The 13,631-nt window shown below is 54.5% G+C and carries 14 protein-coding genes and 1 pseudogene; 9 read left to right on the top strand and 6 right to left on the bottom strand.

Going from position 1 to position 13,631, the window contains the following annotated elements; genetic code table 11:
- Nucleotides 1–133: 133 nt before the first annotated feature.
- A complete protein-coding gene (gene nikR, locus GV764_RS09215) occupies nt 134–574 on the bottom strand; it encodes a nickel-responsive transcriptional regulator NikR (protein ID WP_161659890.1) in 441 nt (146 codons plus the stop codon).
- Between the two features lie 273 nt (nt 575–847).
- Between nikR and GV764_RS09210 the strand changes: the two genes are divergently transcribed.
- From GV764_RS09210 to GV764_RS09190, 5 genes are read left to right on the top strand one after another with little or no spacing between them, the layout of a single operon-like run.
- Nucleotides 848–3,883: an ATP-binding protein gene (locus GV764_RS09210; RefSeq protein WP_161659889.1), complete on the top strand. Its 3,036-nt coding sequence runs from the start codon at nt 848–850 to the stop codon at nt 3,881–3,883.
- Nucleotides 3,884–3,908: 25 nt separating this feature from the next.
- A complete protein-coding gene (locus GV764_RS09205) occupies nt 3,909–4,538 on the top strand; it encodes an anti-sigma factor (protein ID WP_161659888.1) in 630 nt (209 codons plus the stop codon).
- A gap of 16 nt (nt 4,539–4,554) precedes the next feature.
- Nucleotides 4,555–5,421, top strand: a complete 867-nt coding sequence (locus GV764_RS09200; protein WP_161659887.1) for a hypothetical protein — start codon at nt 4,555–4,557, stop codon at nt 5,419–5,421.
- A 6-nt stretch (nt 5,422–5,427) separates the two neighbouring features.
- A complete protein-coding gene (locus GV764_RS09195) occupies nt 5,428–6,027 on the top strand; it encodes a hypothetical protein (protein ID WP_161659886.1) in 600 nt (199 codons plus the stop codon).
- Between the two features lie 34 nt (nt 6,028–6,061).
- On the top strand, nt 6,062–8,644 hold the full coding sequence (locus GV764_RS09190) for a hypothetical protein (protein WP_161659885.1): 2,583 nt from the start codon (nt 6,062–6,064) through the stop codon (nt 8,642–8,644).
- A 153-nt stretch (nt 8,645–8,797) separates the two neighbouring features.
- On the opposite strand, the gene GV764_RS22280 is transcribed toward GV764_RS09190, so the two are convergent.
- Nucleotides 8,798–8,896, bottom strand: coding sequence for a Hok/Gef family protein (locus GV764_RS22280; RefSeq protein ID WP_328515162.1), 99 nt, complete (start codon nt 8,894–8,896; stop codon nt 8,798–8,800).
- Nucleotides 8,871–8,927, bottom strand: a pseudogene (locus GV764_RS22275) (hypothetical protein); the annotation flags it as partial. The gene GV764_RS22280 and the pseudogene GV764_RS22275, both read right to left, overlap by 26 nt.
- A gap of 476 nt (nt 8,928–9,403) precedes the next feature.
- Here GV764_RS22275 and vapB point away from each other — a divergent pair.
- The gene (gene vapB / locus GV764_RS09180) at nt 9,404–9,634 is read left to right on the top strand and encodes a type II toxin-antitoxin system VapB family antitoxin (protein WP_161659883.1); all 231 of its coding nucleotides are present in this window, start codon (nt 9,404–9,406) and stop codon (nt 9,632–9,634) included.
- Nucleotides 9,631–10,047, top strand: a complete 417-nt coding sequence (locus GV764_RS09175) for a type II toxin-antitoxin system VapC family toxin (RefSeq protein ID WP_161659882.1) — start codon at nt 9,631–9,633, stop codon at nt 10,045–10,047. Before vapB ends, GV764_RS09175 begins: the two co-directional genes overlap by 4 nt.
- A 66-nt stretch (nt 10,048–10,113) precedes the next feature.
- Here the strand turns inward: GV764_RS09175 and GV764_RS09170 are convergent, their stop codons facing one another.
- From GV764_RS09170 to GV764_RS09160, 3 genes are all read right to left on the bottom strand, one after another.
- Complete coding sequence (locus tag GV764_RS09170) at nt 10,114–10,632, bottom strand: GNAT family N-acetyltransferase (protein ID WP_156566117.1); 519 nt, start codon at nt 10,630–10,632, stop codon at nt 10,114–10,116.
- A 26-nt stretch (nt 10,633–10,658) separates the two neighbouring features.
- Nucleotides 10,659–11,120: a GNAT family N-acetyltransferase gene (locus tag GV764_RS09165; protein WP_134894252.1), complete on the bottom strand. Its 462-nt coding sequence runs from the start codon at nt 11,118–11,120 to the stop codon at nt 10,659–10,661.
- Nucleotides 11,121–11,181: 61 nt separating this feature from the next.
- A complete protein-coding gene (locus GV764_RS09160; protein ID WP_161659881.1) occupies nt 11,182–11,784 on the bottom strand; it encodes a helix-turn-helix domain-containing protein in 603 nt (200 codons plus the stop codon).
- Nucleotides 11,785–11,827: 43 nt separating this feature from the next.
- Here GV764_RS09160 and GV764_RS09155 point away from each other — a divergent pair, with 43 nt between their 5' ends.
- Both GV764_RS09155 and GV764_RS09150 read left to right on the top strand, forming a co-directional pair.
- On the top strand, nt 11,828–12,523 hold the full coding sequence (locus tag GV764_RS09155) for a B3/B4 domain-containing protein (RefSeq protein ID WP_131080968.1): 696 nt from the start codon (nt 11,828–11,830) through the stop codon (nt 12,521–12,523).
- Nucleotides 12,524–12,544: 21 nt separating this feature from the next.
- Complete coding sequence (locus GV764_RS09150; RefSeq protein WP_161659880.1) at nt 12,545–13,438, top strand: dihydrodipicolinate synthase family protein; 894 nt, start codon at nt 12,545–12,547, stop codon at nt 13,436–13,438.
- Nucleotides 13,439–13,631: the final 193 nt, after the last annotated feature.

Genomic DNA, 13,631 nt, shown 5'->3' with positions numbered 1-13,631 from the left:
AAAATCGCGGCGATGACTTGTCGATGTCGAACGGGATGAAATGCCGAGTCGGCATTTGTGTCGACACCGTTCATGAAGGGATTTGAGTTAAAGCGGGAACGTGCCGGGCGGGCGGCACGTTGCAGGAGCAGCATTAATCGTGGTGATGGGGATGATGATGGGGATGCGTCTCGTCGTGCTCAACCGGTACGACAATCACCTGGCCGTGACGTACCCCGCGCTCGGTAATGACCTTATCCGCGAAAGTACGTACCTGCTGGGTTTCCCCTTTCAATAATGACACTTCAAGGCAACTGCCGTGATCAAGATGCACATGCAGGCTGGTGAGCGACAGGTCGTGATGATCATGGAAAGTACGCGTTAACCGGCGCGACAATTCGCGAGCCTCGTGATCGTAAATATAAAACAGCGCCGCGATACACGGCCCGCTGGCGCTGGTGTCGGCGGCATCCTGCAACCCGGCGCGCACCAAATCGCGCACCGCTTCGGAGCGGTTCTGATAGCCACGGGTCTGGATTAACGCATCCACTTCCGCCAGTAAATCATCGTCAAGTGACAGGGTTACACGTTGCATATTTCAATCCCAAACAGAGTGTTGCAGGCAGTATGGCATGCGTTGGAACGCTGAACATTGATGCCGCGCGGTTTGCGGGCGGTCTCCGCTTTTTGTGCGATTTGACTGGCGTTTTTCTGGCGCGGGCCGACGTTAATACTGCGACTGACACGCAATCCCTGGAATCGGTAACTCGCTTTTTTTTAGGATTAACGCCAAAGTAGTGAATGCCTGCGATGAGAATAAGTTAAACACACAGGCGCTATTATCTTATTTGGGATGGACCCGTTACGCATGACTGACACGCACACCACCATGACCGAGCTACAGGCGCGCTTTCGTCTGAGCGAATTAAACATAGCCCACTGGAACCGTATCCACTTTCAGCTCGCTCCCGAGTCTGTGCCGGAGGATGAGCGCCCCACCGAATACCGTTTTTATCGCATCGAAGAGATGACCGATGAAAAGGCCGCCGTTCACCGGCTGGCGATGAGCAATGTGATCGCCAATATGAGCGATTCGCGCGCGAGGCTGCTGTATATGCTGCTTAGCGACGGCCAGGGCATTCATTTTTATATCGGCGTGGCGAGCCACGATAACGGCGTGGTTCACGATATCGGCATTAAACTCGAGCGGGCCTTCAGCAGTAATTTACTCGGCGCGAAGCTGGCGGCGGTTAAGCCTCAGGACATCGCTCCGATAACCTCGCTGTTATCGATGAAGCGGCTCGGCGTGGTGACGGGCGTCCCTTCGCTGAATGAAGAAGAATCCCGGCTGGGGGATGAAGAATTTCAGGGCGTCGAGCGGCTGGTTAACGGCCTGGCGGGGGAAAGCTGGCGGATGGTTATCGCCTGCCAACCGGGCAGCACAGAAGAAGTCGAGCAGATCATTGAGCAAGTATACGATCTGTCGACCCAGCTCTCCTCGCAAATGAAATATTCAGTGCAGATCTCGCAAAACCAGAGCGAGCAACATACCCGCAGCACGGGTCAGAATCTCACTAAAACCAGCGGAACCAGCCTGACCCTCACACACGGCGAGGGAGACAGCCGGGCCAAAAGCGACGGCGTCAATGAAAACCGCAGCTCCAGTAAAGGCACCAGCTCCAGCTACGATAACAAAGGCACCAGCCACAGCCGGGGCACCAGCAGCGGCACGACCACCACCTCGTCGACGAACAAATCATACGCCACGGGAACCAACGATTCGGAAAGCGTCGGCAGCAATGAAGGCACCAGCGACGCCACCACCTCCGGCGACGGCCAGGCAGTAACCCGCGAAGAGATCAACAAAGGCTATGAAGAGCTGTTGAAGCATTTAGGCGAGACGCAAATTGCACGCTTTCGCCAGGGCAACAGCAAAGGAATGTTTAAAACCTCGCTGTTTCTGGCCGCCAAAACTAATGCGGTATATGAACGGCTGAGCGCCAGCGTGCGGTCGATTTTCCAGGGCAATAACCCCACCCTGACGCCGTTGCGCGTGCACCGTTTGCAGCACGGCGTGGCGCAGCTCGGGCAACTCCTACAATTGGCTGATGCGGCGACCGGCGCGCAGCATCCTTACAGCGAAGCCATTTACTCACTGGTCAGCACCCGCCACGGGCGCACCCAGTGCTCGACCTGGTTGAACAGCCAGGAAATTTCCCTGCTGATGGGCCTGCCGGATAAAGAGCTGGCCGGGCTGAAAATCCGCAAGTGCGTCGATTTCGCGCTGAATCCGCCTGACCTTCCCGAGCCACAACAACTGACGCTCGGCCAGGTGATCCAGCATGGTCAGACGCTGGCGTTTAAGCCGCTGACGCTCGATAAGTCCGAGTTAAATAAACACACTTTCATTACCGGCGTAACCGGCTCCGGTAAGACCACCAGTTGCATGAAACTCCTGCTGGAATCGGGGCTGCCATTTCTGGTGATTGAACCCGCCAAGACCGAATACCGCGAACTGTACCAGAAGGATCCCGACGTGGAGTATTACTGTCTGGGCCGGGAAGACATCACGCCGTTTCGCCTCAATCCCTTTGAACTGGTGTCACCGAAAGAGACGCTCACCGGACACATCGATATCCTGAAAAACGCCCTCAATGCAGTCTTCCCCATGGAGGCGGCGATGCCGATGATCGTGGCGGAGGCGATTATTCAGGCCTATGAGCGTAAAGGCTGGGATATCTACAGCAACCAAAATTTGCTGATTGAGCAGCCGTTTGCCCTCAACAGCGGCGCATGGCCCAACTTCAGCGATATGATCCGCGAACTGGATTCGGTGATCGAATCCAAAGGCATGGGCAAAGAGTTTGAGGAAAAATACCGCGGCTCGCTGGTGGCGCGGCTGACCGATCTGACAAAGGGCACCAAAAGCCGCATGCTCAACGCCCGTCACTCTATTGACTTCGATGCGCTGCTGGATAAGAAAGTGGTTTTCGAACTTGATGAAATCAAGGACGAGAACGACAAGTCTCTGCTAATGGCGCTGATTGTCACCCGCCTCGCCGAAACCATTAAACAGCGCTACCTGCGGGAGCCGGGCTATCGCCATCTCACGCTGATTGAAGAAGCGCACCGCCTGCTGGCGAAGCCGGAGCCAGGCGAAGGCGGCAGTAAAAAACTCGGCGTGGAGATGTTCAGCAACCTGTTGGCCGAAGTGCGTAAATATGGCGAAGGGCTGATCATCGCCGATCAAATCCCCAATAAGCTGATCCCGGACGTCATTAAAAATACCAATACCAAAATCGTTCACCGGCTGTTTTCCGCTGACGATCGTGACGTTATTGGCGACACCATGTCGTTAAGCGATGAACAAAAAAATTTCCTGCCGTCGCTCCAGACCGGCCAGGCGGTCATTTACGGCGGCGGCTGGCACGGCGCGGTGCTCACGCAAATCCAACCCAACGCCAATACCACCGGGCAGCCGATAGATGAACGCACCATCGCCGACCGGGGTATTCAGCAGTGGTGGCCGCAACGCGCCCGGCTGTTCCCGCAGCTCGCGGCGCAAACCCACTTTCACGATCCGCAGGCGTTTATCGCTTATAGCCAGCAGATCGGCAATCTGTTGCGGTTGATAGCGCTGGCGCGGCAGCTGCCGCCGGGCGCGTCGCTGAACACTCAGCTGTTGCGCATCGTCGGGCAGCTCAACACGCTCAACGCCTGCGAGCCGGATGTAATCCAGGCGATGGTCGCCTGGACGCTGGATAACACCGACCTCCCCCCCGACGCCGTGCGTGAAAAAATGCCGCGTCGGCTGGCTGAGCTATTGAAATTTATTGATATCGCGCCAGAAGCGCTTGATTTCACCGCGTTAGCCGCCCGGGTTAACGATATGACCAAAAAATAGTGTTTTTACATAACAAGGAGTGGCTATGGGACTTTTTAGTTCAATCGGTTCGGCGCTGTCGAGCATCGGCAGTTTTGTGGCGAGCGTTGCCAGCACGGTGCTGAAAATTGCGACCACGCCGGAGATCGCGCGCGCGATCAGCGCCGTGGTGCAGGTCATTGGGATCGCGCTGGATATTCTTCGCCCGGATCAGTCACCGGAAAAACACGGCGAAAAAGTGCTGGCCGCCGCAGAGACAGGGATTACACCGGACGCATTCGCAACGTTTGATGAATATTCTCAGGCAATTAAGAATTTTGAAGTGAAGCCGGGACTGGAAAGCAAATGGAGCAAAGAACAGAAAATCGCTGCCAGCGCCGGCGTGATTGCCCAGGGCCTGACCGAATATAAATCCTTCAGCATGGATTCGGCGATCAGCCTGCTCATGCTGGTGGCGCAAAAGCCGGAGTTTTTTACCGCCGAGCGCGTACTTAACCTGATGGGTAAAACCAACGACTTTACGCTGATCCGCGATTATCTCGACGACGAACTGGATCTGTATGACAGCGAGCGCGTAGAGGCCTGGCTGGCCTCTGCCGAAGCCGATATGCCGGACGGTCTGTCACGGGAAGAGATCGTCGCCAGCCTGCGCGCCCAGCGCGCTGATGCAGAATAACGCCGGACATGCATTGATGAGCCATTACGCTATTATTCTCGACCAGCAGCGCTTTAGCTGTTTTTACCACACCCCGCAAGGCTGGGAAGTTTATCCGCTGAAAGGCGAAGAGAGCCTTGAGTGCGCACAGCCCGCCCAACTGGCGGAAGCGTTGCGTGAACTGAACGAACATCTGGTCTGGAGCCCGGCGGAACAGATTGTGGTGCTCTACCAGGCACCCTACCAACCGTGGCTGCCGCCGTTACTTGATGCCGTCGCGAACAGCCCGGTGATGGTGTTGCCGCTCGCTCCCTGGCTTGCCTGCGCCGCAGCCTGCGATCCGTTAAGCAAAACGCCGGAACTGTTTTGCCGTCACCTGCTGCCGCTGCTGTGGAAGCAGCTGGTTGAGCATGACGCGCCGGTGAAATCCCACCAGCTTGAGGCGGCTTCACGGACTCAGGAAACCCTTGTGCAGCAGCTCCAGCAGGAGCAGCAGGAAAACCTGGCGTTGCAGGAGGCGTTAAAAACCTGCCAGCAGAGCCTTCAGCAACAGCAGGCCAACTGGAATAAAGAGCGCGCCCACTATGAAGCCAACCTGTTGCGCACTGACGATCTGACTGATGCCGCTATCGCCCAGTTTATGCCGCTGTTTTTTGCGCACTTCTGGCAAAAAGTCAGCCCGAGCGATATGGCGATGCTGTTGGGCAGCCTGACCTTGCCCGCCATATCAAGCCCCTGGCCGGAACCCAATAAAAGCGCGCTGGCAATTAAAAAGCGCAGCTTTCAGCAAAGCCCGTTTCGCCACCAGCAGCAAATTAAAGCCATGGCGCGCAAATTTGTTGAGGTGGGTTATTTGACGGTGCGCCCGGAAATGGAACCGTTACTGGAAGAGTATGAGAGCTGACGCACAATGACACCGCCCTTTGAAGATTTACACGCCGATCCCGACTTTCGCGCCTGGCTCGCCGGGCTTATCAGTGAAGAAGTGCAACAGCAGTTGCAGCACGCCTGGCGTCAGTTGAGTGAGACATCGCCGGCCCCCCTGCCCACCGCGCCGCCGCTAAGCGAGCCCGCGCCCGCGCCGGCACCTGACGCCCTGCAACCGCTGCGGGGCATCATCGCGATAGTGAAAAACGATCCCGAACTGCAGGAGAAATGGCTGCGCCGCCCCCTCCCCGACGGCGAGGCCGAGCAGTTCCAGCAGGTGATAGTCATCGCCAGCCATTGGGATCGCATCGAACGCCTGTGGGACGTGCTTTACGAACGGGCGAAATCCCGCGCCGCGCCGGTTAACGATGATGAGCAGCGTCTGCTGGAATATGCCCTTTCGCTGCATAACCGGCTGTGGATCGACCGGCTGGCAGAACTTGAAACCGTGGCTGCCGCCAGCGCTTATAACTATGAAATCCATAATGGCGTCGGCCAGGGCGACACTATCGCCGCGCTGTGGCTACCCGGGCTGATTAATAGCGCGGGCAAGCGGGTTCGTAAGCCGCTGGTGCAGTTGTAGTAATCAGATAAAGACGGATACGAAGAGAAAAAACATGCTGGAAAAACTACAGGATCGCGCCTGGCTTGGGCTGGTTGAAACGTTCTGGGCAGAGCTACACAGCAAAGAGACGTTTGGTATTCTCATTGATGGCGAGCAGATGAAATGGCTGGTGCAGGCAAAGGACGATCGGCTGCTGCTCTGGACACATGATAGCCGCTATTACCCGCCGGGGCTGGTTACCGAAAACCAGGCGTACTGCAACGAACTACGCTGGCTGGGACTCAAAGGCTGGCGCGTGCCGACTCGCCACGAAATGCTGCTGTTTGCAAAAAACCGCAAGAATCCGCTGCGCCAGGGCGACAATAATCGCCTGCGCGATAAATACGGGTTTAACGTTGTGGAAGGGTTTATCGACCTTGACAGCAATAACCCTTCCGCCAGTCCGGGGTATCAATATCCCTCCATTCCCTGCGCATCCGTCACGAAACAGGTGTTCGCGGATATCCTGATCGACATGCCGGTCAAGCTGAGTTCCCTTAGCGATCCTGGTCGTAACTGGCTGGATGGCTGGGAGGATCATTTTACTACCGCGCTGGTAGAACTGGATTACCAGGTTAACCGCCTGCCGAAAATCGATCCCCTCACCTTTACCGATATCAATAAAGGGCTGTGGGAAATGTGGGGGCAGGACGCGAATACGCTTGAAGCCCTGAACATTCGCCCGCGCGATCCGGCGCGAGATATCCGCCCCGGCTGCGTTGCTATCGACTTCGGCACCAGCAGCACCGTGGTGGCTTATGAAACCGAAAACGGCCGCAAAGAGTTAATGCGTATCGGCGTGCGTGATTTCTATGAACGCATTGAACCGCATCATTTTGAAAACCCGACGGTATTAGAAATTATCGATTTGCAGGCATTATTAAGCGAATGGACCGAAGAGGCCTACCGCCCCGGCGTGCGCTGGGAAATGGTGCACTGCTCGCACGAGGCGCAGGCGAAACTGCGCGACAACCAGAGCGATATCTATACCGTCAGCAGCATTTTGACCCGGCTGAAACAGTGGGCGCTGCGCCAGTCCAGCGATCATCAGGTGGTATTCACCGATCAGCAACAGTGCGAGCACACCCTTGCGCCGCTCACCCAAAATAACCCAACGCGCGGAGAGTGGCTGGATGTCGCGGGTGATTATCCTTTCGATCCCATCGAGCTGTACGCCTGGTTTTTAGGCATGAGCATTAACTGGCGCGGGCGGGGGATCTCGCTGGAATATTTCATGACCTTCCCGGTGGAGTATCCACGCGAGGTTAAAGAAAAAATTCTCGCCAGCTTTAAACGCGGATTGCAGCGCAGCCTGCCGCCAACGCTGGTTGCGCAGCCGGAATTTCTTAACGCCTTTAGCGTCGAAGAGTTAGCCAGCGAGCCTGCCGCCTATGCGGTATGCGCGCTGGATGCCCTGGCTATCCAACCTGGCGAACAGGGTGCCGCCTACGCGGTATTTGATTTTGGCGGCGGCACCACCGATTTTGACTTCGGCTACTACCGTCACCCTTCAGAAGAAGAGGAAGACGAAGGCTTCGAGCGGGTATTTGAGCATTTCGCCCCGGCGGGCGATAAATTTTTGGGCGGCGAGAATCTGTTGGAAAATATGGCCTATCGGGTGTTTCGTAATAACCTCGATTTATGCCAGAAATATCACATCGCCTTTACCAAACCGCTGGATGCCGACCCGTTCCCGGGTTCGGAAATTTATCTTGAAAAAACCCAGGCCGCCTACAGCAATACCATGTTACTGATCGGCGAGCTACGTCCGTTCTGGGAAACCCCCTGTACCGCAGAGCCGGACTGGGAAGACAAAACCTGCACGCTGGATCTGTTCAACCGGGCGGGAGAAAAAGTCAGCTGCGATTTCGTGATCCCCTATGGTGAGCTGGCGGAATATCTTGAGCAGCGCATCGCGCTGGGCATTGATAAGTTTATCGCCGCGCTCGGTCAGGCATTTACCCCTTTGCCGGAGCAGATACATATTCTGCTGGCGGGAAATTCCAGCCGATCGCTGTGGATCTCCCGCCTGTGGGGCCTGGCAGACGATCGTCAGAATGCGGTGATATTTGACAAAATGGCCGACCGTTTTGGCAACGATACCCCCGCACTGCATATTCATGCCCCGCTCAGCAGTAATCCTGACGCCCCCTATCAGCCGACCGCCAAAACCGGCGTGGCGCTTGGGCTGCTGGATCTGCGGCCTGGCGGCGTCACCAAAGTCATCAACCATACGCGCCAGCAGAGCATGGGCGAAGCCGGATTCGCGTTCAACGTGGGGCGCGCCCGCGCCGGATCGTTCCTGGTAGGCTTAGCCATGAACAGCCGCTATGAAGAGTGGTTTGAACTGGGCCCCCAGCGGGAAGGGATTTTTGAGCTGCTGTATACCCAGTCGCCGCTGGCACAACAAGGTACGTTGTCCTCCGTTGACAGCGAAGTAAAACGCCTGCGCTTACGCCTGGCGGTAAACCAGAAAGGGCATCGGGTATTTGCCAAAGCGACTGCGCCACACCAGATAAGCCTGGTCACGGCCGCAAACCTGGACGAACTGGCGGAAAATCGAACGGATAATCATCAGGTGCTGGAGTTGAAATAATCTGAAGTTACCGCCTCGCTTTTGGGGTTGGGCAACGTTCAGCAAGCAGAGAACAGCGCTGCCCGTTAGCGACTGGCAGCGCTGTTAAAAGGCGCGCCAGGCATTCCTGACCACACCAGCCTGAAAAGGCGGGGTTTCCCCCGCCTCCAGGTGCTATTTACCAGGTTCGTAAGCCAGTAACGCAGCGACCTCCCTGCTTCCGTCTTTTAGCCGCAAATCGCACAGCGAACTTCGGGTCAGATATGTGAAGATCATTGGTGTCAAATACACCCTGAATACACACCGGATCCGGGCGTTTCGCGGCTGTTTCATCGCTTTCTTCTCATTGTCTTGCGACAGGTAAGAGGCTGTCCTGATGTTGTTCATGCATGCAGGTAGCCTCGTTGTGCACTGCCCCCCAAAAGTTGGACAGAATAATCGAGGCATCTCAGAAAGAGTCCATGGAATACATGGGCTCTTTTTTGTTTCCTGCAAAAGCTAAATAAACTTTTCCACAGCCAAATCATCCATTCAACTGCTTCTTACTCCACGCACTTCCTTGTTTCTGCAACCACCTGTTCTGCACCAGTTAATTGAGCAAGATCCAATTCTGATTATTCAGATCTTAGGTGAAGAAAAGCTTAATTGAGGTATGTAGAGCAGTTTTGCATGCACCGCATTTGCGCCTCTATCACTCCGAAGTAGTTTTATTTACACATACCCCCAACATCTGCATATACTTAGCATATGCTTTAAGGCTAACCTATCAGGAGAAATACTATGAGAACCGTATCGATATTCAAAAACGGCAACAATCGCGCTATCCGTCTGCCTCGTGACATGGATTTTGAGGGAGTAAGCGAACTGGAAATCGTCCGGGAAGGTGACAGCATCATCCTTCGTCCCGTTCGCCCAACATGGGGTTCGTTTACTCAGCTCGAAAAAGCCGATTCAGACTTTATGTCCGAACGTGGGGACATTGTCAGCGATGAAGGACGGTTTGACTTGTGATCAAGACATATATGCTGGACACCAACATTTGCTCGTTCATCATGCGTGAGCAGCCGGAAGCTGTCATTAAACGGCTGGAGCAGGCTGTGCTGCGGAATCACCGCATCGTGGTTTCGGCCATTACTTATGCCGAGATGCGTTTCGGTGCGATCGGAAAGAAGGCATCTTCCCGCCACGGCCTGCTTGTCGAAGCTTTCTGCGCCCGCCTCGATGCAATCCTCGCCTGGGACCGCGCCGCGGTGGACGCAACCACGGAGATTAAGGCAGCACTGACTGCGGCCGGGACGCCAATCGGTCCGAACGATACGGCGATCGCCGGGCATGCCATCGCCACCGGCGCAGTGCTGGTGACCAACAACGTACGTGAGTTTGAGCGTGTGCCAGGCCTGGTACTGGAAGACTGGGCTAACTGACGGCAGAAAGAGTCTTAAAGGCCGGAATGTCCGCGTTGTGCCAGAAGCGGACGTCAAAATGTGTGTTCAGCTAGCGTAAGTTGAGCGTTTCATAATGATATCTCTCTGCGGGTCTGACCCAACCTGAAAGATATGCTCACCCACCTCGGTAAACCCAAGCTTACGGTAAAAAGAGATGGCCCTTGGGTTATGTTCCCAGACACCTAACCAGACAGGATCCGATCCCTTTGCCTCAAATTCAGCAAAGCACTTTTGCATCAGTGCCTGTGCAAATCCTTTACCATGGTAGGGCTCATCGACATACAGGCACAGAATTTCTCCGGCATGGATGCTATTGACACTGAGAGGAAACTCTTCCCACCTTAGTTGAGCGTACCCAATCAGTTTGCTCTCGTATTCGCAGACTAATGTGATCCAGTCTTGTCTGAGGATTTCTTGCAACTGGATATTAGTTGAATAGCTTGCATGGCAGTGAAGATCCATATCCTCCTGAGTATTACCATCCTGGAAAGTCTTTCTGAAGGTTCGCTCGGCTAAAATAGCCAGCTCTTCTGCATCAGAGGAACTGGCCCTACGGATTAACATTTATCATTACTCTCTGAAAAGTATTCTTATTTTTGCCCGGCATTACGATAAATGTCTGGCCGATTGATCTGCCAGACAAAATCTTTCCGGTTCAATGGGTTATAACCCAGTTTTTGGTATAGCCAGGGCGCGCTGTCAGTGACCAACATTATCCGTCGCAGGCGTGACATCAACGGATGGGCGTGACAGCATTCGATCAGCCAGCGGCCGAGACCACTTTTCTGATAATCGTTTAATACGTAGACGTCGCACAAATAACCAAAAGTGGCATAGTCTGTGACAAGGCGGGCGAAGCCGATTTGTCTTGTTCCATCCAGAAGCGCAAAACAAAGGCTGTTCTGGATTGATATTCTGACCGTTTCGGCATCAATGCCAGGAGCCCAGGACGATTGCGAGAGGTAATCGTGAATGACTTCCAGTTGAAAACAAGCGGGATCGGTTGTGACAGTAAACTGGCTTTTGGCAAAACTCAGATGTTGATTATCCACTGAACCACTCCATGCAAACTTACCTGTGATAAAACAAGCCCTATTGCTTGCCGGGCGACAATCAGGATGTTTTCTCATGTACTGTCATGATGAACACCAATGGTCCCTCCTCCTGGTTTTCATAGAAATGAGGAACGTCCGTTCTGGCTGTTGCTGAACAGCCGGTTTTTACCTGATACAGGTGGTCCTTCACACCCAGCGTGAGCGTGCCTGTCTGAACATAAAACAGCTCAAGCGTCCCTTCCGTGTGGCCGGGCGAAGCAAACTTTTCCCCCGGTTGCATTTCCCACATCCAGAGCTCGGTCATATCAGGGCCGCCCGAACCAGCGAGCAACCTTGCTCTCCCTCCTTTTTCACCAGCCCACAATTCTGGGATCTCATCTTCAGCAATAAGATGCACGGTCGGTTTGGAACTGACATCCACAAAATCGGCTACCGAAACCCCCATCGCGGCAGCCAGGCGGCATAACAGGGCTATGCTGGGATTCGCCCGGCATCCCTCAATCTCAACCAGCGCGCCCTTGCTGACGCCCGCCCGGCGGGAGAGTTCATCGAGCGATATTTTCTTTTGCTTACGATACAGCTTAATCCGCTGAGATACGGCTTCATTTACGGTGCTGACGATTGAATCTGCATTGGTCATTAAATTGACTTTTTTGGTCATCGGTCATTATCATGGGATAAATTGGTCATTACAGGATTATCACGTGTTAACAGTCTCTCCGTCAATTGCCCCTGAAATTTATCGCATTGCGCCTGGTTTTCGGGCACTCAGTGTCTACGTAAAAGCTGCACCAGTGCTTAACCCCGATATTGGAGAAACAGCGCTGCGAGAAGCCTGTGAAGCGGTTCTGGCCGGTGAGCCTGAGTGGGCGGAAGCGCATCTGGCCGCATGGGCAGAGGTTTTTCAAAAGTTTGGTGCTAAACCTAAACGCACCCCCTGCTCAGCAGATGCGTTACGCAAGCGCGTATTACGTGACGGAACGATGCCAGCACTTGATCCCATCGTTGATCTTTATAATGCCGTTAGTCTCCGCTACGCCGTTCCGGTGGGTGGAGAGAATATCGCTGCCTATCAGGGTTCACCATGTCTGGCTGTGGCAAAAGGAACAGAGCCTTTTGATACAGTCAAAGAGGGGGAAACGGCCGTTGAATATCCTTCACAAGGCGAGATCATCTGGTGTGATGATATCGGCGTGACCTGCCGCCGCTGGAACTGGCGACAGGGGATCAGAACCCGCTTAGGTGTGGAAGCTCAGCAAATGTGGTTTATTCTGGAAAGCCTGCCGCAGATGCCGCTGGAGAGACTTCACGAAGCCGGGAAGATGCTGACCGACGGTCTGGAAAAAATGATGCCCGGTCTGTGGTTTGAGGTTGCTCTCATCGAAGAACAACAGCAGTAATATCATTCAGGAGAAACTTTTATGTTTACCGGTTTGTCGGCGTTTCCATTAACCCCAGTCACCGCCGGAGGAGTGGATGAAAAGGGTTTCAGCCATATTCTTTCCCGCCTGACAGAAGCTCGGGTTGATTCTATGGGTCTCCTGGGGTCAACCGGAAGCTACGCCTATCTAACCCGGGAGCAGCGTAAGCGCGTAGCAACGCTGGCAAAACAGCATGCCGGGGATATCCCAATGATGGTATGTGTGGGAGCGGTCAGTACCGATGCTATCCTGCATCTGGCAGATGACGCGCAGGCAGCCGGCGCGAATGCTCTGTTACTCCCGGCGGTCAGCTACCAGCCACTCCGTGACGAAGAAGTATTCTCACTCTTTGAGACCGTTACCCGGCACGTGTCTGTACCGGTGTGTATCTATGATAATCCGGGCACTACGCATTTTACCTTTACGGATGAACTCCACGGTCGTCTCTCATCACTTGAGGGGATTCGCTCGGTCAAGATCCCTGGCGTACCGGATAGCCCCGCTGCAGCGACTGAGCGGGTGAATGCGTTACGTCAACATCTGCGCCCTGGCGTAACAATCGGCATCAGTGGCGACGCTTATGCGGGGCTGGGATTAAACGCTGGTTGTGAAGTCTGGTACTCCGTGTGTGGGGGTCTGTTCCCTGAGATGGCGAAACAAATCACTGAAGCCGCGGCGGTAAAGGATCATCAACGCGTTACTGCCCTGACAGCCCGCCTTGAACCTTTGTGGGCGCTGTTCCGTAAACATGGTGGAAGTCTTCGTGTTATTGCCGCAGCTGCTGGTGTGCTTGGGCTAACCGACATGGATTGCCTGCCTCGTCCTTTGCAGCCGTTGTCAGCAGGCGATATCGCGGATATTGCCCATGTGATAAGTAAGCTGGAGCTGAAGTAATCTCCCCGCAGGACCGGCAGTCTGTCGGTCCTTCTGAAACCTGGCTGGATATCAATCATCATCGCATGTTTGAAGCTATATCTTTAGGTCCGCTCATCGCTCATAGCGGACCTAAACCCTATTCATTTCAGATGTTGCGCAGGCTTGAGAACTGGATGATATCCTTAACACTATCATCAAAAATGTAAAAATC

It is taken from the genome of Atlantibacter hermannii (assembly GCF_009907385.1).
GTDB lineage: Bacteria > Pseudomonadota > Gammaproteobacteria > Enterobacterales > Enterobacteriaceae > Atlantibacter > Atlantibacter hermannii_A.
This window is presented reverse-complemented; position numbering and strand designations above follow the sequence as displayed.

Bases quoted from the DNA above. Each gene is read 5' to 3' on its own strand.
- nikR (WP_161659890.1), bottom strand. From the start codon at position 574: ATGCAACGTGTAACCCTGTCACTTGACGATGATTTACTGGCGGAAGTG.
- GV764_RS09210 (WP_161659889.1), top strand. From the start codon at position 848: ATGACTGACACGCACACCACCATGACCGAGCTACAGGCGCGCTTTCGT.
- GV764_RS09205 (WP_161659888.1), top strand. From the start codon at position 3,909: ATGGGACTTTTTAGTTCAATCGGTTCGGCGCTGTCGAGCATCGGCAGT.
- GV764_RS09200 (WP_161659887.1), top strand. From the start codon at position 4,555: ATGAGCCATTACGCTATTATTCTCGACCAGCAGCGCTTTAGCTGTTTT.
- GV764_RS09195 (WP_161659886.1), top strand. From the start codon at position 5,428: ATGACACCGCCCTTTGAAGATTTACACGCCGATCCCGACTTTCGCGCC.
- GV764_RS09190 (WP_161659885.1), top strand. From the start codon at position 6,062: ATGCTGGAAAAACTACAGGATCGCGCCTGGCTTGGGCTGGTTGAAACG.
- vapB (WP_161659883.1), top strand. From the start codon at position 9,404: ATGAGAACCGTATCGATATTCAAAAACGGCAACAATCGCGCTATCCGT.
- GV764_RS09170 (WP_156566117.1), bottom strand. From the start codon at position 10,632: ATGTTAATCCGTAGGGCCAGTTCCTCTGATGCAGAAGAGCTGGCTATT.
- GV764_RS09160 (WP_161659881.1), bottom strand. From the start codon at position 11,784: ATGACCAAAAAAGTCAATTTAATGACCAATGCAGATTCAATCGTCAGC.
- GV764_RS09150 (WP_161659880.1), top strand. From the start codon at position 12,545: ATGTTTACCGGTTTGTCGGCGTTTCCATTAACCCCAGTCACCGCCGGA.